At 59.8% G+C, this 25,381-nt stretch carries 24 protein-coding genes; 14 read left to right on the plus strand and 10 right to left on the minus strand.

Features of this window, described 5'->3' with window-relative positions; genetic code table 11:
* The first annotated feature begins 12 nt into the window (after positions 1 to 12).
* The 6 genes from pip to infB all read left to right on the plus strand — a co-directional run bounded on the left by pip (position 13) and on the right by infB (position 7,300).
* The gene (gene pip / locus ACR0IK_RS14265) at positions 13 to 990 is read left to right on the plus strand and encodes a prolyl aminopeptidase (protein WP_480594455.1); all 978 of its coding nucleotides are present in this window, start codon (positions 13 to 15) and stop codon (positions 988 to 990) included.
* Entirely contained in the window at positions 987 to 1,808 is an 822-nt protein-coding gene (locus tag ACR0IK_RS14270) for an ABC transporter substrate-binding protein (RefSeq protein WP_480641941.1), read from the plus strand. The genes pip and ACR0IK_RS14270 overlap by 4 nt, the downstream gene beginning before the upstream one ends.
* Before the next feature lie 158 nt (positions 1,809 to 1,966).
* Positions 1,967 to 2,557: a ribosome maturation factor RimP gene (gene rimP / locus ACR0IK_RS14275; protein WP_480594457.1), complete on the plus strand. Its 591-nt coding sequence runs from the start codon at positions 1,967 to 1,969 to the stop codon at positions 2,555 to 2,557.
* The gene (nusA, locus tag ACR0IK_RS14280) at positions 2,557 to 4,170 is read left to right on the plus strand and encodes a transcription termination factor NusA (RefSeq protein WP_480641942.1); all 1,614 of its coding nucleotides are present in this window, start codon (positions 2,557 to 2,559) and stop codon (positions 4,168 to 4,170) included. The genes rimP and nusA overlap by 1 nt, the downstream gene beginning before the upstream one ends.
* 23 nt (positions 4,171 to 4,193) lie before the next feature.
* Positions 4,194 to 4,817: an RNA-binding protein gene (locus ACR0IK_RS14285; RefSeq protein ID WP_480641943.1), complete on the plus strand. Its 624-nt coding sequence runs from the start codon at positions 4,194 to 4,196 to the stop codon at positions 4,815 to 4,817.
* An 8-nt stretch (positions 4,818 to 4,825) separates the two neighbouring features.
* Entirely contained in the window at positions 4,826 to 7,300 is a 2,475-nt protein-coding gene (gene infB / locus ACR0IK_RS14290; RefSeq protein ID WP_480641944.1) for a translation initiation factor IF-2, read from the plus strand.
* A gap of 197 nt (positions 7,301 to 7,497) precedes the next feature.
* Here infB and ACR0IK_RS14295 read toward each other — a convergent pair whose 3' ends face one another.
* The 7 genes from ACR0IK_RS14295 to ACR0IK_RS14325 form a co-directional block, all read right to left on the minus strand.
* Complete coding sequence (locus tag ACR0IK_RS14295) at positions 7,498 to 7,848, minus strand: cupin domain-containing protein (protein ID WP_480641945.1); 351 nt, start codon at positions 7,846 to 7,848, stop codon at positions 7,498 to 7,500.
* A gap of 224 nt (positions 7,849 to 8,072) precedes the next feature.
* Positions 8,073 to 8,900, minus strand: a complete 828-nt coding sequence (locus tag ACR0IK_RS14300) for an alpha/beta hydrolase (protein WP_480641946.1) — start codon at positions 8,898 to 8,900, stop codon at positions 8,073 to 8,075.
* 3 nt (positions 8,901 to 8,903) lie between these two features.
* Complete coding sequence (locus ACR0IK_RS14305; protein ID WP_480641947.1) at positions 8,904 to 9,785, minus strand: tryptophan 2,3-dioxygenase; 882 nt, start codon at positions 9,783 to 9,785, stop codon at positions 8,904 to 8,906.
* Positions 9,786 to 9,849: 64 nt separating this feature from the next.
* Complete coding sequence (tdh, locus tag ACR0IK_RS14310; protein ID WP_480642044.1) at positions 9,850 to 10,878, minus strand: L-threonine 3-dehydrogenase; 1,029 nt, start codon at positions 10,876 to 10,878, stop codon at positions 9,850 to 9,852.
* Positions 10,879 to 10,897: 19 nt separating this feature from the next.
* Positions 10,898 to 11,848, minus strand: a complete 951-nt coding sequence (locus tag ACR0IK_RS14315) for a PLP-dependent cysteine synthase family protein (protein ID WP_480641948.1) — start codon at positions 11,846 to 11,848, stop codon at positions 10,898 to 10,900.
* Complete coding sequence (locus ACR0IK_RS14320; RefSeq protein ID WP_480641949.1) at positions 11,845 to 13,032, minus strand: glycine C-acetyltransferase; 1,188 nt, start codon at positions 13,030 to 13,032, stop codon at positions 11,845 to 11,847. Before ACR0IK_RS14320 ends, ACR0IK_RS14315 begins: the two co-directional genes overlap by 4 nt.
* 108 nt (positions 13,033 to 13,140) lie before the next feature.
* Positions 13,141 to 13,704 carry a helix-turn-helix domain-containing protein gene (locus ACR0IK_RS14325; RefSeq protein ID WP_480641950.1) on the minus strand — a complete coding sequence of 188 codons (564 nt, stop codon included), beginning with the start codon at positions 13,702 to 13,704 and terminating at the stop codon, positions 13,141 to 13,143.
* A gap of 117 nt (positions 13,705 to 13,821) precedes the next feature.
* On the opposite strand from ACR0IK_RS14325, the gene ACR0IK_RS14330 reads away from it, so the two are divergent.
* Positions 13,822 to 14,997 (plus strand): acetyl-CoA C-acyltransferase family protein, encoded by a 1,176-nt coding sequence (locus ACR0IK_RS14330; RefSeq protein WP_480641951.1) that lies wholly within the window; start codon positions 13,822 to 13,824, stop codon positions 14,995 to 14,997.
* Positions 14,998 to 15,093: 96 nt separating this feature from the next.
* On the opposite strand, the gene ubiB is transcribed toward ACR0IK_RS14330, so the two are convergent.
* Both ubiB and ubiE read right to left on the minus strand, forming a co-directional pair.
* Positions 15,094 to 16,623 carry a 2-polyprenylphenol 6-hydroxylase gene (gene ubiB / locus ACR0IK_RS14335; protein WP_480641952.1) on the minus strand — a complete coding sequence of 510 codons (1,530 nt, stop codon included), beginning with the start codon at positions 16,621 to 16,623 and terminating at the stop codon, positions 15,094 to 15,096.
* Positions 16,624 to 16,626: 3 nt separating this feature from the next.
* Positions 16,627 to 17,379 carry a bifunctional demethylmenaquinone methyltransferase/2-methoxy-6-polyprenyl-1,4-benzoquinol methylase UbiE gene (gene ubiE, locus ACR0IK_RS14340; protein ID WP_480594469.1) on the minus strand — a complete coding sequence of 251 codons (753 nt, stop codon included), beginning with the start codon at positions 17,377 to 17,379 and terminating at the stop codon, positions 16,627 to 16,629.
* A 165-nt stretch (positions 17,380 to 17,544) separates the two neighbouring features.
* On the opposite strand from ubiE, the gene ACR0IK_RS14345 reads away from it, so the two are divergent.
* The 7 genes from ACR0IK_RS14345 to recF all read left to right on the plus strand — a co-directional run bounded on the left by ACR0IK_RS14345 (position 17,545) and on the right by recF (position 24,808).
* Positions 17,545 to 18,225: a hypothetical protein gene (locus ACR0IK_RS14345; RefSeq protein WP_480641953.1), complete on the plus strand. Its 681-nt coding sequence runs from the start codon at positions 17,545 to 17,547 to the stop codon at positions 18,223 to 18,225.
* A complete protein-coding gene (gene mutM, locus ACR0IK_RS14350) occupies positions 18,183 to 19,034 on the plus strand; it encodes a bifunctional DNA-formamidopyrimidine glycosylase/DNA-(apurinic or apyrimidinic site) lyase (RefSeq protein ID WP_480641954.1) in 852 nt (283 codons plus the stop codon). Before ACR0IK_RS14345 ends, mutM begins: the two co-directional genes overlap by 43 nt.
* Before the next feature lie 66 nt (positions 19,035 to 19,100).
* Entirely contained in the window at positions 19,101 to 19,877 is a 777-nt protein-coding gene (locus ACR0IK_RS14355; protein ID WP_480594472.1) for an enoyl-CoA hydratase, read from the plus strand.
* 226 nt (positions 19,878 to 20,103) lie between these two features.
* Entirely contained in the window at positions 20,104 to 20,367 is a 264-nt protein-coding gene (gene rpsT / locus ACR0IK_RS14360) for a 30S ribosomal protein S20 (RefSeq protein ID WP_480641955.1), read from the plus strand.
* A gap of 558 nt (positions 20,368 to 20,925) precedes the next feature.
* Complete coding sequence (gene dnaA / locus ACR0IK_RS14365; protein ID WP_480641956.1) at positions 20,926 to 22,323, plus strand: chromosomal replication initiator protein DnaA; 1,398 nt, start codon at positions 20,926 to 20,928, stop codon at positions 22,321 to 22,323.
* Between the two features lie 226 nt (positions 22,324 to 22,549).
* Complete coding sequence (dnaN, locus tag ACR0IK_RS14370; RefSeq protein WP_480594474.1) at positions 22,550 to 23,671, plus strand: DNA polymerase III subunit beta; 1,122 nt, start codon at positions 22,550 to 22,552, stop codon at positions 23,669 to 23,671.
* Between the two features lie 39 nt (positions 23,672 to 23,710).
* Positions 23,711 to 24,808, plus strand: coding sequence for a DNA replication/repair protein RecF (recF, locus tag ACR0IK_RS14375; protein ID WP_480641957.1), 1,098 nt, complete (start codon positions 23,711 to 23,713; stop codon positions 24,806 to 24,808).
* Here recF and ACR0IK_RS14380 read toward each other — a convergent pair.
* Entirely contained in the window at positions 24,805 to 25,371 is a 567-nt protein-coding gene (locus tag ACR0IK_RS14380; protein WP_480641958.1) for a carboxymuconolactone decarboxylase family protein, read from the minus strand. The genes recF and ACR0IK_RS14380 overlap by 4 nt on opposite strands.
* Positions 25,372 to 25,381 lie beyond the last annotated feature (10 nt).

Below are 25,381 nucleotides of genomic sequence, written 5' to 3' on the forward strand. Positions count from 1 at the left end.
TATAGGGCCATAATGGACAAGTACCCGGACCAAAAGCGCGCAGTTCAATATCTGTACCCGCCGATCGATCCTTTCGATCAGCGCATGGTCGATGTCGGCGACGGGCACCGTATCTATATGGAGCAATGCGGCAATCCCGATGGGCTGCCGGTTGTCGTGCTGCATGGCGGTCCCGGAGGCGGCTGCAGCCCCGCGATGCGGCGGTACTTCGATCCGACGGTTTATCGTGTGATTCTGTTTGATCAACGCGGATGTGGCCGGTCGCGGCCCCATGCCTCGGTGACCGATAACACGACGTGGCATCTGGTCGCTGATATCGAGCGGTTGCGGACCTTGCTCGATATCGACGACTGGACGGTGTTCGGTGGCAGCTGGGGGGCGACTCTGGCACTGATCTACGCGCAAACCCATCCTGACCGGGTAAACCGTCTGGTGCTGCGCGGTGTGTTTCTGGCCACCAAGGCTGAGCTGGACTGGTTCTATGGCGGTGGCGCGGGCAAGTTCTGGCCCGAGCCATGGGCGAAATTCACCGCTCTGCTGACCGAGGCAGAGCTGTCCGATACCATCGGGGCCTATAACAAGCGCCTATTCTCGGGGGATCGCGCAACGGAGATTCTGTATGCGCGGGCGTGGTCGGCATGGGAAAACGCGCTGGCGTCGATCCACACCAACGGTGCGACAGGGGAAAGCCCTGGCGAATATGCGCGTGCCTTTGCGCGGCTCGAGAATCACTATTTCATCAATGCGGCCTTCCTTGAGAAAGACGGGCAGATTCTGAATCAGGTCGAGAAGATCGCCCATATCCCCGGCCATATCGTGCAGGGGCGCTATGACATGATCTGCCCACCACAGGCCGCTTGGAATCTTGCCGAACGCTGGCCCAACGCCGAGCTGAAAATGGTACGCAACGCAGGTCACGCCCTCTCTGAGCCCGGTATCAGCGCCGAGCTGGTCCGCATCATGGACCGCGTGGCCGAGGGGGTGGCATGACCCGGATTGACCGCCGTGCTCTGTTTGCCTCGGGTGCTGCTGCCGCGTTGCTGGCGGCCACGGGGGCTTCGTTGGCGGATACGCCGAAGGCTGGTGGTATACTGCGGCTGGCGGTGCCGCGCGATGACAGTCTGGAACAGGTGGCCCGTGGCGCCGTGTTCGACACCCTGACCGAGATTGCGCCCGACGGCACCTTGCGGGGCGAATTGGCGATTGGCTGGCAAACCGAATCCGACGCGCGCGTCTGGCGTTTTGATCTGCGCACCAATGTGGCGTTCCACGATGGTGCGTCTCTGGAAGTGGCCGACGTAGTCTCGGTGTTGCGCGAGGTCGGGCAGGCCGAGGCGCTGACGGCGGATTCGGTGCGGCTGGAACTGGCTGAGCCCAACCCCGGACTGCCCTTCCTGCTGGCCAACAGCCGATTTGTCATTACGCGCAACGGGCAGGGCGTAACACCTCTGCACGCGGCCAATGGCACCGGGTGTTACCGCGTCGAACGGGCCGAGGATGATCGCCATTTCCTGGGTTCCAAGGTAGCCGCGCACTACAAGGACGGTACCGCCGGGTGGGCCGACACCTTTGAGATCATCGTGATCCCGGACGCCCGCGTCCGGGCCGAGGCTTTGCGGGATGGATATGTGGATGTGGCGGCCCTGCCCGAAGGCGATGATCTGAAGGGTCACCGCGGTCTGCGCTATCACCCCAGCGAATCGGATATGGCGCTGGCCGTAGCTCCGCACGTGGGTATGCCGCGCCAGATCGGGGCAAGGCGCGCGCTGGATGACGGGCGCATCGCCGAGCGGTGGTGGCGGGTGTAAATCCGTTCACGAATCCTGCCGGGGGTTGCAGTTTCGACAAACCCTGCGTATATGCAGTTTCAACAGCGGCGTGTCGGGCTTCGGTCCGGGGCTCCACCGGAAATTTCGACGGGCCGCGCGCCCGTTTTTTTGTGCCCGTTCGAAGGGTAGAGCACCAGATGACAAACGACCTTATTGCCAAAGCTGCTATCGACCGGCGACTGGCCGAGATCATCACCCCCGTGATCGAAGATCTGGGGTATGAGCTGGTCCGCATCCGCCTGATGAGCGGCAAGCAGACCACGCTGCAGATTATGGCTGACAAGCCAGATGGTGGCATCGAAGTGGATGATTGCGCCGAGATTTCCAACGCGGTCAGCGCCACGCTGGACGTTGAGGACCCGATTCTTGACGCCTATACGCTGGAAGTGTCCAGCCCTGGCATCGACCGCCCTCTGACCCGTCTCAAGGATTTCGAGATGTTCGAAGGGTATGAGGCCAAGATCGAAACCGCCGAATTGATCGATGGTCGCCGCCGCTTCAAAGGCGAACTGGCCGGGATCGAAGGGGAAGAGGTTCTGATCAATATCCCAGAAGGGGACGAGACGATTACCATCGGTCTTCAATTCGACTGGCTGAGTGATGCCAAGCTGGTCCTGACCGATGACCTGATCAAGGAAATGCTGCGCCAGCGCAAAGACGCCGGTGCCCTGAACGAAAACGCTTTCGACGAGATTGAGACCGAAGGGTCCGAAGAGGAGACGAACTGATGGCAATCACCTCAGCCAACCAGCTGGAGCTGCTGCAGACCGCCGAGGCCGTGGCCCGCGAAAAGATGATCGACCCCGGTCTGGTTGTCGAAGCGATGGAGGAATCGCTCGCCCGCGCCGCCAAGAGCCGCTACGGCGCGGAAATGGACATCCGCGTTTCCATCGACCGCAAGACCGGAAAGGCGACCTTCACCCGCGTCCGCACCGTGGTTGAGGATGAAGAGCTGGAGAACTATCAGTCCGAGATGACCGTCGAGCAAGCCAAGCAGTACATGGAAGCTCCCGAAGTTGGCGATGTCTTCGTCGAAGAGGTTCCGCCGGTTGAAATGGGCCGTATTGCTGCTCAATCCGCCAAGCAGGTGATCCTGCAGAAGGTTCGCGAAGCCGAGCGTGATCGTCAATACGAAGAATTCAAGGATCGCGCGGGCACCATCATCAACGGTGCAGTCAAGCGCGAAGAATTTGGTAATGTCATCGTCGACCTGGGCGGTGCCGAGGCTGTTCTGCGCCGCAATGACAAGATCGGCCGCGAAAGCTATCGCCCGAATGACCGCGTGCGTGCGTACATCAAGGAAGTCCGCCGCGAAGTGCGTGGCCACCAGATCTTCCTGTCGCGCACCGCGCCGGAATTCATGGCCGAGCTGTTCAAGATGGAAGTGCCGGAAATTTATGACGGCATCATTGAGGTCAAAGCTGTGGCCCGTGACCCCGGCTCGCGCGCGAAGATCGCTGTAATTTCTTATGATGGTTCGATCGACCCCGTCGGTGCCTGTGTAGGTATGCGCGGCAGCCGCGTGCAGGCCGTTGTGAACGAGCTGCAGGGTGAAAAGATCGACATCATCCCGTGGAACGAAGATCAGCCGACCTTCCTGGTGAACGCGCTGCAGCCCGCCGAGGTCTCCAAGGTGGTTCTGGACGAAGAAGCTGGCAAGATCGAAGTGGTTGTACCCGAGGAGCAACTGAGCCTCGCCATCGGCCGCCGCGGTCAGAACGTGCGTCTGGCCAGCCAGTTGACCGGCCTGGATATCGACATCATGACCGAGGCCGAAGAATCGGCCCGCCGTCAGAAAGAATTCGAAGCCCGCACCAAGCTGTTCATGGACAGCCTTGATCTGGACGAATTCTTCGCGCAGTTGCTGGTGTCGGAAGGTTTCACCAATCTGGAAGAGGTGGCCTATGTTGAGATCGACGAACTGCTGGTGATCGATGGTGTTGACGAAGGCACTGCGCAGGAACTGCAAACCCGCGCACGCGAATTCCTGGAAGCCCAGGCCAAGGCGGCGCTGGACGCAGCCCGCGCTTTGGGCGCTGAGGACAGCCTTATTGATTTCGAAGGTCTGACACCCCAAATGGTAGAAGCTCTGGCAAAGGACGACGTGAAGACGTTGGAAGACTTTGCCACTTGCGCCGACTGGGAACTGGCTGGTGGCTGGACCACGGTCGACGGTGAGCGTATCAAGGATGACGGTGTGCTTGAGCCTTTTGGTGTAACGCTGGAAGAGGCGCAGGATCTGGTCATGACTGCCCGCATCATGCTGGGTTGGGTTGATCCGGCCGAGCTGGAGCAAGCCGAAGAAGACAGCGAAGTCGCTGAAGAGGAGGCCGAGGCCTGATCTCAGGGCCTCGGGGTGCGCACATGAGTCGCGGTGGCGTTCATAAGGATCGGTCTGACGGACCTGAGCGCAAGTGCATCGCCACGGGCGAGGTTCAGCCAAAATACGGGTTGATCCGCTTTGTGACGGGGCCGGACGGACAGGTTTACCCGGATGTCGCGGCGAAACTGCCGGGGCGCGGGGTCTATGTCGCGGCGGACCGCGCTGCGCTGGACAAGGCGGTGGGCAAGAAACTGTTTGCCCGTGGGTTCAAGGCGCAGGTGAACGTGTCAAAGGACCTGGTGAGCGAAGTCGAGAAACAGGTTACGCGCCGGGTGATCGAATTGTTGAGCCTTGCGCGCAAGTCCGGTGACGCGGTCGCCGGGTACGAAAAGGTCAAGACGTGGCTGGACCGGGAAGAGGCCCAGGTGCTGATTCAGGCCACAGATGGATCGGGGCGCGGCAAGTCGAAACTCAGCACGCCGCACTTCGGCAAATACATCGGGTGGCTCACTGCGGACGAGTTAGGACAGGCATTTGGGCGCCAAACGGTGATTCATGCGGCCTTGGCCTCTGGTGGACTCGCCAAACGTGTTGTAGAGGAAGCGCAGCGCCTGCGTGGCTTGCGCGAAACGGATGACGGCGGCAGGGGCCGCGCGGAAGGGTAAGAAGCTTTATGAGCGATAATGACGGCAAAAAGACATTGGGTCTTCGTGGCGGGGCACGCCCCGGAAATGTGAAACAGAGTTTCAGCCACGGACGTACCAAGAATGTCGTGGTGGAAACCAAACGCAAACGCGTGGTGGTTCCCAAGCCGGGCGCCGGCAAACCGGGTGGCGGAGCAACGCCCTCGGGTGATCCGTCGCGCCGCCCTGCCGGGATTTCCGATGCGGAAATGGCACGCCGGATGAAGGCACTGCAGGCCGCCAAGGCCCGCGAGGTCGAAGAGGCCGCCGCCCGTGAGGCAGCGGAAAAGGCGCGTGAGGAAGAACGCGCCCGTCGCCGGGCCGAGCAGGAAGCCAAGGAACGCGAACAGCGTGAGGCTGAAGAGCGCGCACGTCAAAAGGCCGAAGATGAAGAGCGCAAGCGCAAAGAGGCAGAAGAAGCTGCCAAACGCGCTGCTGCCGCTCCGGCCCCCGAAGAACCCAAAGCCGCCCGTGCACCGGCCAGCAAGCCGGCACCCGCGGCGACCCCGCGCAAACAGGATCGTGAACGGGAACAGCGCGGCCGTGGCAAAGGACGCGATGACAACCGCCGTTCGGGCAAGCTGACATTGGGTCAGGCCACCGGTGGCGAAGGCAACCGCCAACGCTCGATGGCGTCGATGAAGCGCAAGCAAGAGCGTGCGCGTCAAAAAGCCATGGGCGGCCCGGTCGAGCGGGAAAAGGTTATCCGCGACGTTCAGTTGCCCGAGGCGATCGTGGTCTCGGAACTGGCGAACCGTATGGCCGAGCGTGTGGCTGACGTTGTCAAATCTCTTATGAACATGGGCATGATGGTTACCCAGAACCAGACCATCGACGCAGACACCGCCGAACTGATCATCGAAGAGTTTGGCCACAAGGTCACCCGCGTCTCTGATTCGGATGTTGAAGACGTCATCAAAGAGGTCGAAGACAGCGACGAAGACCTGCAGCCCCGTCCGCCGGTCATCACCATTATGGGTCACGTTGACCACGGTAAGACCTCGCTTCTGGATGCGATTCGTGACGCACGTGTTGTGGCCGGTGAAGCAGGTGGTATCACTCAGCACATCGGTGCCTATCAGGTGAAAACCGATGGCGGTACGACGCTGACCTTCCTGGACACGCCGGGCCACGCGGCCTTTACCTCGATGCGCTCGCGCGGGGCCCAGGTCACGGATATCGTGGTTCTGGTGGTTGCCGCCGACGACGCAGTGATGCCGCAGACGATCGAGGCGATCAACCACGCCAAAGCGGCCGAAGTGCCGATGATCGTGGCGATCAACAAGGTCGACAAGCCGGACGCAAACCCGGACAAGGTTCGCACCGATCTGCTGCAGCACGAAGTGATCGTCGAGAAAATGTCCGGTGAGGTTCAGGACGTCGAAGTGTCCGCCATCACCGGTCAGGGCCTGGACGAGTTGCTGGAAGCTATCGCGCTGCAGGCCGAGATTCTTGAACTGAAAGCCAACCCGAACCGCGCAGCTCAGGGTGCCGTCATCGAGGCACAGCTGGATGTGGGCCGCGGACCTGTGGCCACTGTTCTGGTTCAGAACGGCACGTTGCGTCAGGGTGATATCTTCGTTGTGGGTGAGCAATACGGTAAAGTCCGCGCGCTGATCAACGACAAGGGGGATCGCGTCAAGGAAGCAGGCCCCTCGGTTCCGGTCGAGGTTCTGGGTCTGAACGGCACGCCCGAGGCCGGTGACGTTCTGAACGTGACCGAGACCGAAGCGCAAGCCCGCGAGATCGCTGAATATCGCGAACAGGCCGCCAAGGACAAACGCGCCGCCGCCGGTGCCGCGACCACCCTTGAGCAGTTGATGCAGAAGGCCAAGGAAGACGAAAACGTCACCGAACTGCCGATTCTGATGAAAGCGGACGTGCAGGGTTCTGCCGAAGCCATCGTTCAGGCGATGGAAAAAATCGGAAACGAGGAAGTGCGCGTGCGCGTGTTGCATTCGGGCGTTGGCGCAATCACTGAAACCGATGTCGGCCTGGCCGAAGCTTCGGGTGCCCCGATCTTTGGCTTCAACGTACGAGCGAATGCTTCGGCACGGAACACGGCGAACCAGAAGGGTGTTGAGATCCGCTATTACTCGGTGATCTATGACCTCGTCGACGACGTGAAAGCGGCCGCTTCGGGCCTGCTGAGCGCTGAGATCCGCGAGAAGTTCATCGGTTACGCCGAGATTCGCGAAGTGTTCAAGGTCACTGGTGTGGGCAAGGTTGCCGGCTGTCTGGTCACCGAAGGTGTTGCCCGCCGCTCCGCGGGCGTCCGCCTGCTGCGCGACAACGTGGTGATCCACGAAGGCACGCTGAAGACGCTGAAACGCTTCAAGGATGAAGTGGCCGAGGTTCAGTCGGGTCAGGAATGCGGTATGGCGTTCGAGAACTACGACGATATCCGCGCAGGCGACGTGATCGAAATCTTCGAGCGCGAAGAAGTCACCCGCACACTGGACTGATCCGGCATGGTTTAGAAATAGAAAACAGCGGCCCATTTGGGCCGCTGTTTTTTTTTGGAAGGTCGCGAGACTTCGATCGTTTGTGCGAGATTTCCCGATTCCAGCCAGTGCCGCGCGTCTTTCAATTCTGTCCTGTATAAGAGGTGAGTCTGGGTTAACGTCGGCTGTGCGGACTGAGATGCCGTTGGCTGTTTGGATTACTCGGCTATCATGAAATATTTGTGCAACGTATCTGTAATCTCCCAGATACATTTTGCTCCCTTGGAGACAAAAAACGTATCCCCGGCAGAAAACGTGTGCGGTGTGCCTTTATCATCGGTGATTGTTACAGACCCAGAAATAACCGTCATTAGCTCGTTCACCGGATAAGCATCAATTTCTTCTCGACACGGGGCGCATTTCCAAACCCCTGACGAAATTCCCGAATTTTCATCCAGATGGGCGTAGTGGATAAGTTCCGTCGTGTCGCTTGTTGTAAACGCCTCTTTCGGTACAAGATCAGAAGGTTCAAGCTGATCTCCCGCAGGATTTAATCTGTGAATACCCATGAAACTTATTCCCCGCATTTCTTCTGATGTTGAATCCAAAAATCGCCAGTAGTGTAACCGCCGCGTATTTTTGGTCAATTCGAGCACTGCACCTAGCCAAAAAGCAATGTTCGTAACGGGCTCGAACCGGACATTCGAGGCTCGGTTAAAAAAGTAGGGTTTGTATTGGTTGTGTTGGCTTTTTGAGGCAAAGGCCAGATCTGTCTAACGCTCAATACTCTTTACTATCGCCACGTGGCCAAAAACGTCTCGGGGTGCATTATGATGTCGAAATGCTGCATGCCCATTTTAAGATCGAAACTGACCGAATGCCCGCCCTTGCGTAGCAGTTCGGCATAGTCGCGGCTTTGGCGAATGAACTCGGGCGTGTCCCGTTCGGCCACGGTCACGTGGTAGCGTGGGCCGGGTCTGGGCAGATGGCGAATGGGTGACAGGTCGTTCACTTCGACCGGGGTCAGTTGCAGCGGATCATTGACGGGGGTCAGGCTGATCGGCTCCAGATCGTAAATACCGCTGATCAGGATCACATCGCGCACGCGCATCCCGGCACGGGCCAGCGCATCGGCCGAACCCGCCATGACCATGCTGACCAGATGCGCGCCGGCACTGTGGCCGGATAAGGTGACGCGGGATGGATCGAAGCCCAGACTGAACGCGTTCACCGCCAGCCAGAGCAGCGCATTGCGGCATTCCTCGATCATGTCCCCGATACGCGCGTCCGGGGCGAGCGTGTAATTGAGGGTGGCAAATGATTGCTCGGCATCGACCAGCGCCGGGGCCATCATGGCCGACTCGCGCTGGCTGAGCGCCTGCCAATAACCCCCATGGATAAACACATGTAGCGGTGCGCCTGCTCCTTTGGCAGGAAAGAAGTCCAGCACCTGCGCCGGGCTTTCGCCAAAAGCCAGGTTCTCTTTCACCTTCATGCGCGCCCGGTGCTGTGCGCTGAGCGCGGCGTAGCTGTCGACATAGGGGGTCAGGTCACCGCCGATCATCGACCGGGGCGAGTATTCCTGATCCAGTTCGTCCTGAGTGAAACCCCGGTACAGCATCGTTTACTCCTGCTCGGTATACATCAGTTCGGTCCGCATGTCGTAGAGATCATGGAAAAAGCGCAAATCCAAGGCCTTGCGCAGAAAGGCCACACCGCTGGACCCACCGGTGCCGGGCTGGTTGCCGATCACCCGTTCAACCGCAGTGACGTGATCGAACCGCCAGCGCTGAAACAGGGATTCCACGTCCATCAGTTTCTCGGCCAGTGCATAGAGGTCCCAATAACGATCCGTGTCACGGAACACCTGCACCCAGATTTTCACCACACGCGGGTTGCCGGAATAGGGCAGCGCATAGTCGCGATCAAGAAGGTCCTGCGGAACATCAAACCCTTGGCGCGCCAGCATAAACAGCACCTCATCATAGAGTGACGGTTTGCTCAGCGCGTCATTCAGCAACGCCATGACCTCGGGGTCATGTTCATGCACTTTCAGGGTCGAGGCATCCTTGTTGCCCAGAATGAACTCGATCTGGCGGTAACCATAGCTTTGAAATCCTGACGAATTCCCCAGCGCCAGCCGGAAGGTCAGGTAATCGGCAGGGGTCATAGTCAGCAGCGTTTCCCAGGCTGCGATCAGCTGTCGCTGGATCGCCTTGACCCGGTCGAGGTTCTTCATCGCCGGGCCGAACTCGTCCTTTTGTAGAAAACGGCGCACCTCGACCAACTGGTGATGCATCAGTTTCAACCACAGCTCACTGACCTGATGGATGATGATGAACAGCATCTCATCGGGTTGGGCGGGGTCCTGAAAGGTTTTTTGCAGGTTCAGCAGGGTCTTGAGCTGCAGGAAATCGCCATAGCTCTTGCGATGGGTCTGCGCGAAATCGGTGACCAGAGAATCCTCGATCCCGCGCTCAAGATACCGGTCATCCTTGTCGCCCATTTGCTCCTCCGAAATGCCTGCGGCCCCCCATGTGTAGGGGCAGAACCCGCTCAGCGCCAGAGCGTCAGGTCCAGTCCAGCACCACCTTGCCCGACCGGCCAGATTTCATCGCGGCAAAGCCTTCGGCGAAATCGTCGATTTTCATTTGGTGCGTGATGACCCGGCTGACGTCCAGACCGTTCTGCAACATGGCGATCATCTTGTACCAGGTCTCGAACATCTCGCGCCCATAGACGCCCTTGATGGTGATTGCCTTGAACACGATGCGCGACCAATCGACCGGAGATTTTCCGGGCGGAATCCCCAGCAGGGCGATCTTTCCGCCCATCACCAGCGCCTCGACCATCTGGTCCAGCGCGATTTGGGAACCGGACATTTCGAGGCCCACATCGAAGCCTTCCTTCATGCCCAGTTCGGTTATGATGTCCTGCAGGTGTTCCTTGGACACATCGACAGTGCGGACGGTCGGCACCACGTGTTCGGCCAGTTTCAGGCGATCCGGGTTGATATCGGTGATCACCACATGCCGTGCGCCTGCATGGCGCGCGACGGCCGCCGCCATGATGCCGATGGGGCCTGCGCCTGTGATCAGAACATCCTCGCCCAGCAGATCGAAACTTAGCGCTGTGTGCACGGCGTTGCCCAGAGGGTCGAGGATTGCGCCGATCTCATCCGGGACATCATCCGGCAGAGGCACGACGTTGAAGGCAGGCAATTTCAGGTATTGGGCAAATGCCCCTTGTTCGTTCACCCCGATCCCGCGTGTGCCGGGGTCCAGATGGAACTTGCCCGCGCGGCTCTGGCGGCTGTCGGTGGTGATCAGGTGGCCTTCGCCGGAACAGCGCTGACCGATTTCAAGCCCGGTCACGTTGCGCCCGAGTTCGACGATCTCTCCGGCGAATTCGTGCCCGGTGATCATCGGAATCGGCACCGTCGCGGCGGCCCACTCATCCCAGTTCCAGATATGGATGTCGGTGCCGCAGATACCGGTCTTGTTGACGCGGATCAGAACCTCTTCCGGGCCGATTTCGGGGACCGGGGCCTGTATCATCCAAAGGCCCTCTTCGGGCTTGGATTTCTCAAGTGCTTTCATAGTGTTCGATCGCATGAGTTTACTCCCACAATTCGGTGGACAGGTATTTGAGACCGCTGTCACACATCACAATCGCAACGCAGCCGCCTTTTTCCGGACCGCGCAACAGGTCGACGGCCGCAGCGAGGTTGGCTCCTGCCGAAAATCCCGCAAAAATGCCTTCGGTCCGGGCCAGCAACCGCGCCCCGTCCCGAGCCGCGTCGCCTGAAACCGACAGATGTCCGGCCAGGGTCGTTCCGTTCAGGTGGATCAGATCTCCCATGGCATAGCCGCCGCCCTGAATTGGGTGGTCCGGGTTGCTGATGGCTTCTCCGGCGATTGCCCGCGCGCCTTCGGGCTCGACCGCATAGCAGCGCACACCCAACGGGGTCAGGTATTCCGCGGCCCCGGCCAGAGTACCGCCGGATCCTGCAAAGTCGCAGAATGCCGTCACGGACCCGCCAGACTGGTCCCAGATTTCCGGCCCCGTGCCGGTAGCATGGGCTTTGGGGTTGCCTGAATGACCGAATTGGTCGGCGCGAAACGCATTGCGTTCCGCGGTGATGCGCTGTGCGGCCTCATCCACCAATGCCAGATCAGCCCCGGACACTTCACCGGGTTTGCTGCCTTCGGCTTGCGGGACGATCACGACTTCAGCGCCCAGAGCCCGCATCATGCGCGCGCGCTCGACCGAGTTTCCAGCGCTCACGACCGCGACGAAGGGATGGCCCAGAATGCCGCAGACAATTGCCAGACCGGTGCCCATATTGCCCGATGTCAGTTCAACGACCGTCTGCCCCGGTGACAATGTGCCGTCGGCGCGCGCCAGTTCGATGATGGATCGGGCTGCCCGGTCCTTTTTTGAAAACCCCGGCAGCAGGTAATCCAGTTTGGCTACAATACGCCCGTTCAGGTTCAAGTTCGCGCACAGGCGCGACAGCTCAACCAAAGGTGTGTTGCCAATGGTGTCGATAACCGACGGCAGGATCATTCGATGACACCGAGTTCTTTGCCGACCTTGCCAAAGGCCGCCAGCGCGCGGTCCAGTTCATCCTTGGTCAGAGCCGCATTCATCTGCGTTCTGATCCGTGCCTGTCCGCGCGGGACGACAGGGAAGAAGAAGCCCGAGACATAGACGCCCTCGTCAAACAACCGTGAGGCCATCTTTTGCGCCAGTTTCGCTTCACCCAGCATCACCGGTATGATCGGGTGTTCCCCCGGCAAAAGGTCAAAGCCCAGCTTCTCAAGCCCCGCGCGCCAGTATTTGGCGTTGCCGAACAGTTGCGCGCGCAGCATGTCGCCCTCTTCGACCAGACGGATCGCTTCCAGACCGGCAGCGACGATGGAGGGTGGCAGCGAGTTCGAGAACAGATAGGGCCGCGCCCGCTGCCGCAGCAGATCAATCACCGGCTGCGGCCCGGCGATGTAACCGCCGATTGCCCCCCCAAGTGCCTTGCCCAAAGTTCCCGTCAGAATGTCCATGTCGACGCCGAAATGATCCGGCGTGCCTGCACCGTTCGGCCCCATAAAGCCGGTCGCGTGGCAGTCGTCGACCATGACGATGGCGTCGTACTTGTCGGCCAGTTCGCGAATCTTCGGCAGATTGGCCAGATAACCATCCATCGAGAACACACCGTCGGTGGCGATCATGATATGCCGCGCCCCGTCTTCGCGCGCCTGTTTCAGCCAGGCTTCGAGGTCATTCATGTCGTTGTTCATGTAACGGTAGCGCTTGGCCTTGCACAGCCGCACGCCATCAATGATCGAAGCGTGGTTCAGGCTGTCCGAGATGATGGCGTCTTCCGGCCCTAACAAAGGCTCAAACAGCCCGCCATTGGCATCGAAACAGGCGGCGAACAGGATCGCATCGTCCTTGTTCAGGAACTTGGCCAGCTTCTGCTCCAGCTCGCGGTGAATATCCTGTGTGCCGCAGATGAACCGGACCGAGGCCATACCGAACCCCTTGCGTTCCATCGCGCCCTTGGCGGCGTCGATCAGGGCGGGGTGATCGGCCAGACCCAGATAGTTGTTGGCGCACAGATTGATCACCTGCTTGTCGCCCACCGTTATCTCACCGCCCTGAGGCGAGGTGATCATTCGTTCGCGTTTGTGCAGGCCTTCGGATTCGATCTGCGCGAGGGTGTCCGTGATATGGGACAGGAATGCATCTGCCATGGCGGTCTCCGTTTATGTGAGTCGCATATCTAACATAACGGATGTAATTCCCAAATGGGGGAATTACAATATAAAAGAAAAAAATCCACAAAAACGGAAGAGCTGACATCAGGCGTTCTTAACAATCAGGAACACGCGGGCCGGGCCGCCGGCGACAATCGAATGCGCCACATCCGCCGCGTAACGGGCCGTGTCGCCCTGTTGCAGATCACGGGACGCGGTGCCCGAGGACACACGGACCGCGCCTTCCAACACCGTCAGTTGCTCCCTTGAGCCGCGGGCATGGGGCTGGCTTGTCAAAGCGCCACCCGTGTCGAACTCGATATCATAGACCTCATGTCCGCCCGCCTCTTCGGGCGGCGAGAGGATGCGGATACGGCAATTCTGACCCATATTGTCGATGCTGGGCACTTCGGCTTTGCGCAGGACCTCGATCTGGTCGGCGGTGTTGGCTTCCTCCAGTAAGCCCGCGAAATCGACCTGCAGGGCGCGGGTCAGGTTCCACAGGGTCGAGATGGTTGGGCTGCTTTCCCCCCGTTCGATCTGGCTGACCATCGAGCGGGATACGCCGCTGAGATTGGCCACGGCTTCAAGCGACAGGCCCTTGGCCCGGCGCGCCTCTTTCAGGCGGGCGGGCAGGAGTGTCAGGATATCGTCAGTATTGTCCGTCATGACGGAATTTCTTGCGCCTTGAAGGGGTAGATGTCAATTCCAACCGTGACGGGACGTCCCATAGGACATGTGTATGCTGCAGGTGCATACTGGCACCGAATCCCGGAGGAGACTGACATGACCGATATCGTATTGCTGGACGGTGCCCGCACCGCAATTGGAACCTTTGGCGGCGCGCTGGCCTCGACCGCGCCCATCGATCTTGCAACCGTCGCCACCGAAGCCGCGCTGGAGCGGTCGGGTGTGGAAGGTGCCCAAATTGGGCATGTTGTATTCGGTCATGTGATCAATACCGAGCCACGCGACATGTACCTGTCGCGTGTTGCTGCAATGCAGGCGGGGATACCGAACGGGACGCCAGCGATGAATGTGAACCGGTTGTGTGGATCGGGCGCGCAGGCGATTGTCTCTGCTGTGCAGTCCCTGATGCTGGGTGATGCCGAGTTTGCCGTGGCGGGCGGGGCCGAGAGCATGTCGCGCAGCCCATATATCGTGCCGCAGGCGCGGTGGGGGGCGAAGATGGGCGATGTGTCCTCGCTGGACATGATGCTGGGGGCGCTGAACTGCCCTTTCGGCACCGGTCATATGGGCGTGACTGCCGAGAATGTCGCCGATGAGCATCAAATCAGCCGCGAGCAAATGGACAATTTTGCGATGACCAGCCAGACCCGCGCGGCGGCGGCGATCGAGGCGGGATATTTCGACAGCCAGATCGCGCCCGTACAAGTTAAGGTCAAGCGGGACATGGTGGACTTCAAGGTTGACGAACACCCCAAGGCCACCACGGCCGAGGCTTTGGCCGGGTTGCGGCCAGTGTTCAAGAAAGAGGGTCGCGTGACGGCGGGCAATGCCTCGGGCATCAATGATGGCGCGGCGGCGATGGTTCTGGCCACGGCAGAAGCGGCCGAGAAGGCCGGCTTGAAACCCAAGGCGCGCATTCTGGGTTATGCGCATGCCGGAGTCCGCCCCGAGGTGATGGGGATTGGGCCCGTTCCGGCGGTGCGGAACCTGATGGACAAGACCGGTCTGTCGGTAGACGATTTCGATGTGATCGAAAGCAATGAGGCGTTTGCGGCGCAGGCTCTGGCGGTGAATCAGGAGCTTGGGCTGGATGCGTCGAAGGTGAATCCGAATGGCGGGGCGATTGCTCTGGGGCACCCGGTTGGGGCAACCGGGGCGATCATCACGCTGAAGGCGCTGTATGAACTGGAGCGCACAGGCGGGACCAAAGGACTGGTGACCATGTGCATCGGTGGCGGGCAAGGGATTGCAATCGCCATCGAGCGACTCTGAACACGGGGTCGTGCCGGGAGGCTGTCTGCCCTCCATCGCGAGGGGTGCGATTCCCCTCGCGAGTATTTCTGGCCAGGTGAAGCGGGCGAGTTGGTGCTAACTGAGCGCATTGAGCAAGAGAACAAGCGCGGCACCTGCTGCTACCCCGATACCGGCGGGCAGGGCGGCGGACCACAGAGGTGATTTCTCTGGCTCGTCCTTCTGCGTCTGGGCGATGAGGGCGTTTTCGACCAAACCCGGCAGGCGCGGGCCGAAACGCGCCAGAACCCACGCAGTTTTGCTGAAATCGCGCAGGGCCGCACGCGGGCCAATGGATTGCTTGATGTAATCCTCTACCACAGGGCGGGCGACCTCCCAGATGTTCGTATGTGGATCGAGTGATCGTGCGACGCCCTCGACCACCACCATCGTGCGTTGCAGCAGGATCAGTTCGGTCCGGGTTTCCATGCCGAACCGTTCTGTGACCTCGAACAGGTAGTTCAGCAGGCGTCCCATCGAGATATGGGTGGCGTCCATGCCGAAGATCGGTTCACCCACCGCGCGCAGGGCCCGGGCGAATTCATCGACATCCTGATTGGCGGGGACATACCCGGCCTCGAAATGCACTTCGGCCACGCGTTTATAGTCGCGGCGGATGAAGCCAAAGAGAATCTCGGCATAGACCCGACGGGTGTATTCGTCGATATGGCCCATGATGCCGTAGTCATAGGCAATGATATCACCATTTGCCGCGACCTTGAGGTTGCCCTGGTGCATGTCAGCGTGAAAATAGCCGTCGCGCAGCGCGTGCAGCAGGAACAGGCGCAGAACCCGTTCCGCCAGATCGCGGCGGTTGTGTCCGGCGGCGTCGAGGGCTTCGTTTTCGCCCAGCGGAATACCGTCAGCCCAACTGAGCGTCATCACCCGGCGGGCGGATAGGGACCACACCACGGGGGGCAGCCAGAACCCGGCGTCATCCTTGGTGTTGGCGGCGTATTCCGAGGCGGCGGCGCTTTCCAGACGCAGGTCCAACTCACCGCGCACGACACCATCGAAATGCTCGATCACGTCCATCGGGCGCAGGCGGCGCGCGCCGGGGGCGAACAACTGGACGATACGGGCGGCGAAATAGAATGCATCCACGTCCTTGCGGAACGCGCGTTCGATGCCGGGGCGGAGTACTTTAACCGCGACGTCCTCGCCGGTGCTGCTCAGCTTGGCCTTGTGAACTTGCGCAATAGAGGCTGCGGCGATGGGTTCGCTGAATTCTGAGAACACCTCATCTACCGGCTGCCCCAGTTCCTTGGTCACTTCGGCCATGGCCTCGGCACGGGAAAAGGGCGGCAGTTTGTCCTGCAGCACGCGCAACTGGGCCGCCAGTTCATTACCCACCACGTCGGGGCGGGTCGAGAGGATCTGCCCGAACTTGATATAGGCCGGGCCCAGCGCCGTTAGCGCCCGTGTGGCGGGCGGCATATTGGGGTCGCCTTTGTAGCCAAGCCACTGAAAAGGCTTGCCCAAGGCATGGGCCACGAAACGCAGGGCGCGCGGTGCCTCAAAAGCGTCCAACACCACGTTCATGGCGCCTGTGCGTTCGAGTGTTGCGCCTGTGCGGATCAGGCGGATGATGTTGTGAGGGCCACGCATGAGTCAGATCTTCCAGCCGGAATGCAGCGCGGCGATACCCATGCTGAGATTGCGGTATTTGGCGTTCTCGAACCCGGCAGCGCGGACCATGTTCAGAAACGTCTCCTGATCCGGGAACTTGCGGATCGATTCCACCAAATACTGATAGCTGTCGTAATCGTTGGCAATCAGCTTGCCCATCCGGGGGATGACGTTGAAACTGTAGAGGTCATAGAGTTTTTGCAGTCCGTCATTCGGCAGTTGGCTGAATTCCAGAACCATCAGGCGGCCACCGGGCTTCAGCACGCGGAACGCCTCGTTTAGCGCCTCTTGCGGGCGGGTCACGTTTCGGATGCCGAACGAGATGGTGTAAACGTCAAACGTGTTGTCCTCGAATGGCAGGGCCATCGCATCACCCACCACCCAGTTCAGACTGTCGGCCATCTGGTCGGCCTCGGCGCGTTGGCGGCCTTCGACCAGCATCGGCTCGGTCAGGTCCAGAACGGTGGCATGGCCATAGCCCGCGCGCTTGAGGAACCGGAACGAAATATCGCCGGTGCCGCCCGCCACGTCCAGCAGACGTTGACCGGGGCGCGGCGCCAACCAGTCCATCATCGCGTCTTTCCAGACCCGGTGGATGCCCATCGACATGACGTCGTTCATCACGTCGTATTTCGAGGCGACCGAATTAAACACGCCCTGCACACGCCCGGCCTTGTCAGCCTCGCGTACGGTTTCGAACCCGAAATGTGTGGTCTTGTCGCTATTGTCGGACATTGAAAGGACGCCTTTGCCTGTGTTGCTCATCCTTATAGGCCCCCGCGCCGGGAAGACAATCGCGCGAAAAGGTAGCAGGGGCGACGAATTGAAGGGCGCGTCACAGATTTTCCTTAGTCCCGGCCTATGACGGGATCAGGTGTTCCAGACCTCGGAGATGTCCTGTTGGCAAGCATTCTCGCAGCTTTGCTGTCCATAGTTTTAGTGATTTTGTTTTTTGGCTGGCGGATCAGGGCTGTCTTTTGCACGATCCTGCGGGTGTACCGTGCCGAAGGGCTGGGAGGCAAGGTGGATGCACTGGCCCGGCACTATCCAAATGACGTTGTTCACGAGGCTATGCTGCGCGCGGGCAGCGACAGACCGGCGCAACAGACTCTGACGCGCAAAACCTTTCGCACGGCTCCCGGCGCGATAGTGGTGACGATCCTGGTTCTAACCATCTATTTCTATGTGGGTTTTGTGCGGCCCGATCTGGGAGAATTCGAAGAGGCCATCCCGCTGCAGAACCCCGAAGCGATTGTGGCGGTCAAGCTTACCCTGTTGGCTTTGGTGATCTACACGCTGATCTTTCATCTTGCCAATGTCATCACGATTGACGGGGGTGAACTGGTCATGATGGCTCCGCTGTTTCAGCGGCGGCATTTTGACCTGACAAAGCTGACCAAAATCAGCCTTCGCCACCGCGGAACCTATGTGCTGCGTTTTTCAGATGGGAAGACGGCGCGGATTCTGAAATATGTAACCGGACATGATGAAATGGTGCGGGCGTTTGAGGATGCGCTTGCGGCAAATCAGGAGAGCACATGCCGGAACTTCCCGAAGTCGAAACGGTCCGCCGCGGGCTGACGCCTGCGATGGAGGGTGTGGTGATCGAACGGGCGGATGTAAACCGTCCCGATTTGCGCTGGCCCTTCCCCGACCGCATGGCCGAACGGCTGACCGGGCAGCAGGTGGATCGGCTGCGGCGACGCTCGAAATACATCCTGGCCGATCTCAGTAGTGGTGAGACCTTGCTGATCCATCTGGGCATGTCCGGGCGCATGACGGTGTCGGGCGATCCTCTTGGACAGTTTGTGCGTGAACATCCGATGCCCGAGAAACATGACCACGTGATTTTCCACATGGCCAATGGCGCGCGGGTGACTTTCAACGATCCGCGTCGGTTCGGCGCGATGGACCTGCTGCCGACGGCGACCGCCGAGCAGCATAAGCTTTTGTCGGTTCTGGGCCCCGAGCCGCTGGGCAATGATTTTCACGAGCAGCATCTGATCGACGCATTCAGGGGCAAGAAGTCCCCGGTTAAATCGGCGCTGCTGGATCAGGGAATCGTTGCCGGATTGGGCAATATCTACGTCTGCGAGGCGCTTTATCGCGCGGGTGTGTCGCCACGTCGCAAAGCCGGGCAGATTTCTGCGGCACGGGTCGCGGCTCTGGTTCCGATCATCCGACAGGTGCTGCAGGATGCCGTCGAGGCGGGCGGTTCATCCCTGCGCGATTTCCGCCAAGCCGATGGAGAACTTGGATATTTTCAGCACAGCTTTGACGTTTATGGCCGCGAGGGCGAGCCCTGCCGCACCGAAGGCTGCGACGCGGTCGTCAAAAGAATCACCCAGTCCGGTCGCTCATCCTTCTATTGCGCGCAATGCCAAAGATAACTTGATCCAGCTTCCTCGCGTGATAAGGAATCGTATCTGAACGGAACAACCGGAAGCTTACACCTCATGGCTTTTGAGACGATCATCGTCGAAATCGAAGACCACGTCGCACTTATCAAGCTCGACAGACCTGATGCAATGAATGCGCTGAACTCACAGCTCACGCAGGAGCTTTGCTCGGCGCTTGAAGATGCGGACCAGAACGACAAGGTGCGTTGCATCATCATCACCGGCTCGGACAAAGCCTTTGCGGCTGGCGCGGATATCAAAGAGATGTCCACGATGAGTTTTGTCGACGTCTACGCGTCCAATCTGTTCGGTGATTTCAATGATCGAATCTGTGCGATCCGCAAGCCGATCATTGCCGCCGTTTCCGGTTACGCGCTGGGCGGCGGGTGCGAGCTGGCGATGCTGTGCGACTTCATCATTGCCGCTGACACCGCCAAGTTCGGCCAGCCTGAAATCAATCTGGGCGTCATTGCCGGGTTGGGGGGCACGCAGCGCCTGACCCGCTTTGTCGGCAAGTCCAAAGCGATGGACATGAACCTGACCGGCCGTTTCATGGATGCCGAAGAAGCCGAACGTGCCGGGCTGGTCAGCCGAGTGGTTCCGGCCAAGAAGCTTGTGGAAGAAGCGATTGGGGCAGCCCATAAGATCGCCGAGAAATCCCAGCTGAGCACAATGGCCGCCAAAGAAGCCGTCAACCGCAGCTATGAAGTCACGCTAAGCGAGGGCCTGTTGTTCGAACGCCGCGTCTTTCATTCCATGTTCGCAACCGAAGACCAGAAAGAAGGCATGGCCGCGTTTCAGGAAAAACGCGCCGCCCAGTTCCGCGATAAGTAAGACGCACGCGGGGGATCGGAACAGGCGGGCTAGGCCCGCCTTTTTCATGCCCGCTATGCACAACAAAAGAATCGGCTTGGCAATGCCTGCAATCTTGGGTAACAAGCGCCGCTATACATGCGCGTGCGGCCCGCTTGGCCCGACTCACACCCGTGATTCTGATCCGGTGCGGATAATCCGTGACGCGTAACCGAATATAACCGTACCGAACGAAGGTCAGAAACACATGGCAAATTCGCCCCAGGCTAAAAAACGCGCGCGTCAGAACGACAAGCGCTTCGCAATCAACAAAGCACGTCGCTCGCGCATCCGCACCTACCTGCGCAAAGTCGAAGAAGCGATCGCGTCCGGTGACAAGGAGGCAGCAACCGCAGCTCTGCGTGCGGCTCAGCCCGAACTGATGCGCGGCGTCACCAAAGGCGTCTTCCACAAGAACACCGCCTCGCGCAAAATGTCGCGTCTGTCGGCCCGGGTCAAAGCGCTGGGCTAAACTCGTGGGTTGACCTTGGGTCAACATTTCACGGTTGAATTGTTCTCAAAAGCGCCACAATTCGTGGCGCTTTTTTTGTGCTGTTGCCGGAAAGCCGCGTCTTCACGAAGTCGAGAGATTCTTTCGGCGAAAGACCCGAGTCAACATCAGAGTTTCGTTGCCGTACGCCTTGGCCTCTTGCTACCACTAAGTCAGCGATTCACTCGCTTGGGGGGACAGGCTGTTTCATTGACCAAACTGACGGGCGTCAGGAGGGTCGTGAAACGAATGTTGGCAAACGGACAATGCCCGTTTGTTGATCTGCTAAAGGTCTTTGGGTGACCGAAGATCCAAGCCCTGTCTAAAATATTGTTTGCGATGCGCAACCCGGCACACGGGGCGCCCTGTATCTGGGTGTCCACATGTCAGGCTGTGCTGACTTTCTGGGGACGGCCTCGCCAGACCTGCGTGGTTCGGCGTGTGGGTACCCTATTGCGAGTGAAAGCAAAATAACCGGGTAACCGGAACTGGGTAATAAGGCCGGCAGGCCAATAAAGAATGGGATGCGTGAGGCGCTTGATGACACAAGAGAAATGGGGACAACTGCGTAACAAATTGCTCAAGGCGGTCGGCAAGAACAACTACACCACCTGGATCGAACCTCTTGAATTCCAAGAGCTACAGGATGGCGTGGCGGTGTTCTCGGTACCGACCAATTTCATGGGCAACTATGTGAGCCAGAATTTTGCGGATCTCATTCTGTATGAGATGAACACCGCCGGGGAATCGGTGCAACGGCTGGCCTTTCGCGTCGCCGCTAATTCGCCGGTGCGACCGTCCAACGAACCGAAAGCCGCATCCGCGACCGCTCAGGACACACCGCAACCCCAATCTCTGTCGCAGCAGGCCGAGTCGACAAATGACGCATTGGAATCGCTGCAGGCTGCGCCATTGGACGCCCGTTTCACATTTGACAGCTTTGTGGTCGGCAAGCCCAACGAACTGGCCCACGCTGCGGCGCGCCGTGTCTCGGAAGGTGGTCCCGTCACATTCAATCCGCTGGTTCTGTATGGCGGTGTCGGACTGGGTAAAACCCACCTGATGCATGCCATCGCATGGGAGCTGAAGACCAAGCGGCCCGAGTTGAACGTGCTGTATCTGTCGGCAGAGCAGTTCATGTATCGCTTTGTGCGAGCCCTGCGCGAACGCCGGATGATGGACTTCAAACACCTGTTCCGCTCGGTCGACGTTCTGATGGTCGATGACGTGCAGTTCATCGCCGGCAAAGACTCGACCCAGGAAGAGTTCTTTCACACCTTCAACGCGCTGGTGGACCAGAACAAGCAGATCATTATCTCGGCGGACCGAGCCCCGGGCGAGATCAAGGATCTGGAAGAGCGCGTGAAGTCGCGCCTGCAATGCGGTTTGGTTGTGGACCTGCACCCGACCGATTACGAGCTGCGTCTGGGCATCCTGCAAAACAAGGTGCAGCATTACAGCAGCACCTATCCCGACCTGACAATTGCCGACGGCGTACTGGAGTTTCTTGCTCAACGCATCTCGACCAACGTGCGCGTGCTGGAAGGTGCGCTGACGCGTCTGTTCGCATTTGCCTCGCTGGTGGGGCGTGAGATCGACATGGAGCTGACACAGGATTGTCTGGCCGACGTGCTGCGTGCGTCCGAGCGCAAGATCACCGTCGAAGAGATTCAGCGTAAAGTGTCGGACTATTACAATATTCGCCTGTCAGACATCATTGGCCCCAAACGCCTGCGGTCTTATGCCCGCCCGCGTCAGGTGGCGATGTATCTGTGCAAGCAATTGACCAGCCGCTCGCTGCCCGAGATCGGCCGTCGCTTTGGCGGGCGTGACCACACCACTGTCATGCATGGTGTCAAACGCATCGAAGAGTTGAAAACCACCGACGGCCAGATTGCCGAAGACGTGGAAATGCTGCGCCGCGCGCTGGAAGCCTGAGACTTACCTCAAGCCCCTCAGGAAACGCCCCGGACCTTCGTGCCCGGGGCTTTTTTGTGCGCTGTAGCCCACGGTTGCGCGTCAACTGTGCCCGCACGGCCACGGGCCCCTTGACGCTTTGGCCGTTCCGACCCAGAAAACCGTAAAAAATCCTTGTACCTCAGGGTGGAACCGCTAACGTGCCAGTCCCGCCCATGTCGGTACGCAAGTCAGAGGAACTGAGGGTATGAAGATCAGCATCGAACGCGGCACCCTTCTCAAGGCCGTTTCCCAGGCCCAATCTGTTGTCGAACGTCGCAACACCATCCCCATACTTGCCAACGTGTTGATCGAGGCTGAAGGCGATCAGGCCATGTTCCGTGCCACCGATCTGGATATCGAAGTGGTCGACAAGGCCCCGGCGCAAGTTGAGAAGGCAGGTGCTACAACCGTGGCGGCAACGACGTTGCATGAGATTGTGCGCAAATTGCCGGACGGAGCGCTGGTGACTCTGACCGCTGACAGTGCCGCTGGGCGTCTGACGGTTGAAGCGGGCCGGTCGAACTTCTCGCTGGCGACGCTGCCGAAAGAGGATTTCCCGGTGATGGCGTCCTCGGAATATCAGTCGAACTTTTCTGCCTCGGCCGCGCTGCTGCGGCGGCTGTTCGACAAGTCGAAATTTGCCATCTCGACCGAGGAGACACGGTATTACCTGAACGGTGTCTATATGCATGTGGCCGATGGTTCCGAAGGCGGCAAGGTGCTGCGCTGCGTAGCCACTGATGGCCACCGTCTGGCCCGTATCGACGCCGATCTTCCGGATGGCGCGGCGGATATGCCTGGCGTGATCGTGCCGCGCAAGACCGTGGGCGAGCTGCGCAAGCTGCTGGACGATGATGAGATGGATATTGCCGTTTCCGTCAGCGAAACCAAGGTGCGTTTCGCGACGCCCGATATCACCCTGACCTCGAAAGTGATCGATGGCACCTTCCCCGACTACACGCGCGTGATCCCGCAGGGCAACACGCGCCAGTTGGAAGTGGACGCCGCCGAATTCGCGCAGGCCGTTGACCGGGTTGCGACCGTTTCGTCCGAGCGCTCGCGCGCGGTGAAGCTTCAACTAGACGCTGACAAGCTGGTCTTGTCGGTCAATGCACCTGATAGCGGGGCCGCTGAGGAAGAACTGGCTGTTGCCTATGGCGACGAACGGCTCGAGATTGGATTTAACGCAAAATATCTGCTGGAGATCGCCAGCCAGGTGGATCGTGAGAACGCGGTGTTCCTGTTCAACTCGGCAGGCGATCCGACCCTGATGCGCGAAGGCAATGATCAAAGCGCGGTTTACGTTGTCATGCCGATGCGCGTCTGATCGACCCTTCGGGGTGATCCTTAACGAAAGGGAGGGGTCATGAGTTTGGCCCTGACCGATCTTACGGTCTCACATTTCCGATCGCACAAGCTGGCGCGGTTGTCCTTGGACGGGCGGCCAGTGGTGATTCATGGGCCGAACGGGGCCGGTAAGACCAATATCCTGGAAGCGGTCTCTCTGTTCTCGCCTGGTCGCGGGATGCGACGGGCAAGTGCGGCCGAGATGACCCGGCGGCCAGAGGCGCTGGGCTGGAAACTGTCAGGGCTGCTGAACGTTCAGGGCCAGAACTATGAGATCGAAACGTGGTCCGAGGGCGGCGCAGCGCGTCAGGTTCGGATTGACGGCAAAGCCGCGAGCCAGATTGATCTGGGCAAACTGGCGCGAATGGTCTGGCTGATCCCCTCGATGGACCGTCTGTGGATCGAAGGAGCCGAAGGGCGGCGGCGGTTTCTGGACCGCATTGCGCTGAGCTTTGATCCCACCCATGCCGAGGCGTCTCTGACCTATGAAAAATCCATGCGCGAACGGAATCGCTTGCTAAAAGAGCAGGTGCGGGATGCGCATTGGTATGCGGCGCTTGAAGGGCAGATGGCCGAAACCGGCCATCGCATTCATACCGCGCGTTTGGCGGCGTTGGATCACCTGCGCGCGGCGCAGGAGCAGGCGGAAACGGCCTTTCCTTCGGCGGATCTGGAATTGGTGCAGACCGAAGGTGCGATGCCTGAGTCGGCAGACGAGCTGCGCGAGGCGCTGAGTCAAAACCGTTTCCGAGATCTGGCCGCGGGGCGCACGCTGGTCGGGCCGCACCGGTCGGACTTACATGGGGTATTCGCCGCGAAAGGGGTTCCGGCAAAGGATTGCTCGACCGGAGAACAGAAGGCGCTGCTTGTTTCCCTGATCCTGTCAAATGCACGGGCACTGGCCGGAATGGTAGGTGCGCCGCCGATCGTGTTGCTGGATGAGGTGGCTGCGCATTTGGACGCCGGGCGACGTGCCGCGCTTTATGATGAGATTTGCGCGTTGGGGGCTCAGGCCTGGATGACGGGCACCGGGCCTGAGCTTTTTGCGGAATTGGGGGGGCGAGCCCAAACGCTGATCGTTACCGAAGGCGCTGAGGGCTCGGTCGTGACCGCTTAGGCTGGTTCGCTGACTTTGCGTTCCCACAAGAAGCCGCGCATGACCTCATCCACCGGTGTTTTTGCCATGTGGTTGATGTAGTTCGACATGGTTTTTTGCGCCAAACCCAGCACCACGTCCAGAACTGCGCGGTGCGAGTAACCGGCGTCAAAGAACGCCTGCAACTGTTCCTCGGTCGGGTTGCCGCGGGTCTCCATCACTTGCAGGGTGAAGGTGCGGAGCGCTTCGAGCTTGGCGCTCGGCAGCGGAGTTTCATTGCGCAAGGCCTCGGTGATCTCGTCCGAGACCTTCATCATTTTGGCGATGCCGGTGTGGGCGGGCACACAGTAGTGGCACTCGTTTTCAACGTTGATGGTCTGCCAGACGACGGTTTTCTCGTCATTGTCGAAATCGGTCTGCATGAACAGGCCGTGCAGAACCTGATAGCCTTCCAGATGCTGCGGGCTTTCGGCCATCACCTTGTGCAGGCCGGGCAGGCGGCCGAATGCGGCCTGAGATTTCTCGAGCAGCGGTTTGGAACCATCGGGGGCGGATTCGAGGTCATGAGACGGGAAATTGGCCATGTCGGAACTC

Source organism: Ruegeria sp. BF7 (assembly GCF_056538605.1).

Bases quoted from the DNA above. Each gene is read 5' to 3' on its own strand.
- pip (WP_480594455.1), top strand. From the start codon at position 13: ATGGACAAGTACCCGGACCAAAAGCGCGCAGTTCAATATCTGTACCCG.
- dnaA (WP_480641956.1), top strand. From the start codon at position 20,926: ATGACACAAGAGAAATGGGGACAACTGCGTAACAAATTGCTCAAGGCG.
- ACR0IK_RS14270 (WP_480641941.1), top strand. From the start codon at position 987: ATGACCCGGATTGACCGCCGTGCTCTGTTTGCCTCGGGTGCTGCTGCC.
- ubiE (WP_480594469.1), bottom strand. From the start codon at position 17,379: ATGTCCGACAATAGCGACAAGACCACACATTTCGGGTTCGAAACCGTA.
- ACR0IK_RS14285 (WP_480641943.1), top strand. From the start codon at position 4,194: ATGAGTCGCGGTGGCGTTCATAAGGATCGGTCTGACGGACCTGAGCGC.
- rimP (WP_480594457.1), top strand. From the start codon at position 1,967: ATGACAAACGACCTTATTGCCAAAGCTGCTATCGACCGGCGACTGGCC.
- ACR0IK_RS14315 (WP_480641948.1), bottom strand. From the start codon at position 11,848: ATGATCCTGCCGTCGGTTATCGACACCATTGGCAACACACCTTTGGTT.
- dnaN (WP_480594474.1), top strand. From the start codon at position 22,550: ATGAAGATCAGCATCGAACGCGGCACCCTTCTCAAGGCCGTTTCCCAG.
- recF (WP_480641957.1), top strand. From the start codon at position 23,711: ATGAGTTTGGCCCTGACCGATCTTACGGTCTCACATTTCCGATCGCAC.
- tdh (WP_480642044.1), bottom strand. From the start codon at position 10,878: ATGAAAGCACTTGAGAAATCCAAGCCCGAAGAGGGCCTTTGGATGATA.
- ACR0IK_RS14305 (WP_480641947.1), bottom strand. From the start codon at position 9,785: ATGGGCGACAAGGATGACCGGTATCTTGAGCGCGGGATCGAGGATTCT.
- mutM (WP_480641954.1), top strand. From the start codon at position 18,183: ATGCCGGAACTTCCCGAAGTCGAAACGGTCCGCCGCGGGCTGACGCCT.
- infB (WP_480641944.1), top strand. From the start codon at position 4,826: ATGAGCGATAATGACGGCAAAAAGACATTGGGTCTTCGTGGCGGGGCA.
- ACR0IK_RS14330 (WP_480641951.1), top strand. From the start codon at position 13,822: ATGACCGATATCGTATTGCTGGACGGTGCCCGCACCGCAATTGGAACC.
- ACR0IK_RS14320 (WP_480641949.1), bottom strand. From the start codon at position 13,032: ATGGCAGATGCATTCCTGTCCCATATCACGGACACCCTCGCGCAGATC.
- nusA (WP_480641942.1), top strand. From the start codon at position 2,557: ATGGCAATCACCTCAGCCAACCAGCTGGAGCTGCTGCAGACCGCCGAG.
- ubiB (WP_480641952.1), bottom strand. From the start codon at position 16,623: ATGCGTGGCCCTCACAACATCATCCGCCTGATCCGCACAGGCGCAACA.
- ACR0IK_RS14355 (WP_480594472.1), top strand. From the start codon at position 19,101: ATGGCTTTTGAGACGATCATCGTCGAAATCGAAGACCACGTCGCACTT.
- ACR0IK_RS14325 (WP_480641950.1), bottom strand. From the start codon at position 13,704: ATGACGGACAATACTGACGATATCCTGACACTCCTGCCCGCCCGCCTG.
- ACR0IK_RS14295 (WP_480641945.1), bottom strand. From the start codon at position 7,848: ATGGGTATTCACAGATTAAATCCTGCGGGAGATCAGCTTGAACCTTCT.
- rpsT (WP_480641955.1), top strand. From the start codon at position 20,104: ATGGCAAATTCGCCCCAGGCTAAAAAACGCGCGCGTCAGAACGACAAG.
- ACR0IK_RS14300 (WP_480641946.1), bottom strand. From the start codon at position 8,900: ATGCTGTACCGGGGTTTCACTCAGGACGAACTGGATCAGGAATACTCG.
- ACR0IK_RS14380 (WP_480641958.1), bottom strand. From the start codon at position 25,371: ATGGCCAATTTCCCGTCTCATGACCTCGAATCCGCCCCCGATGGTTCC.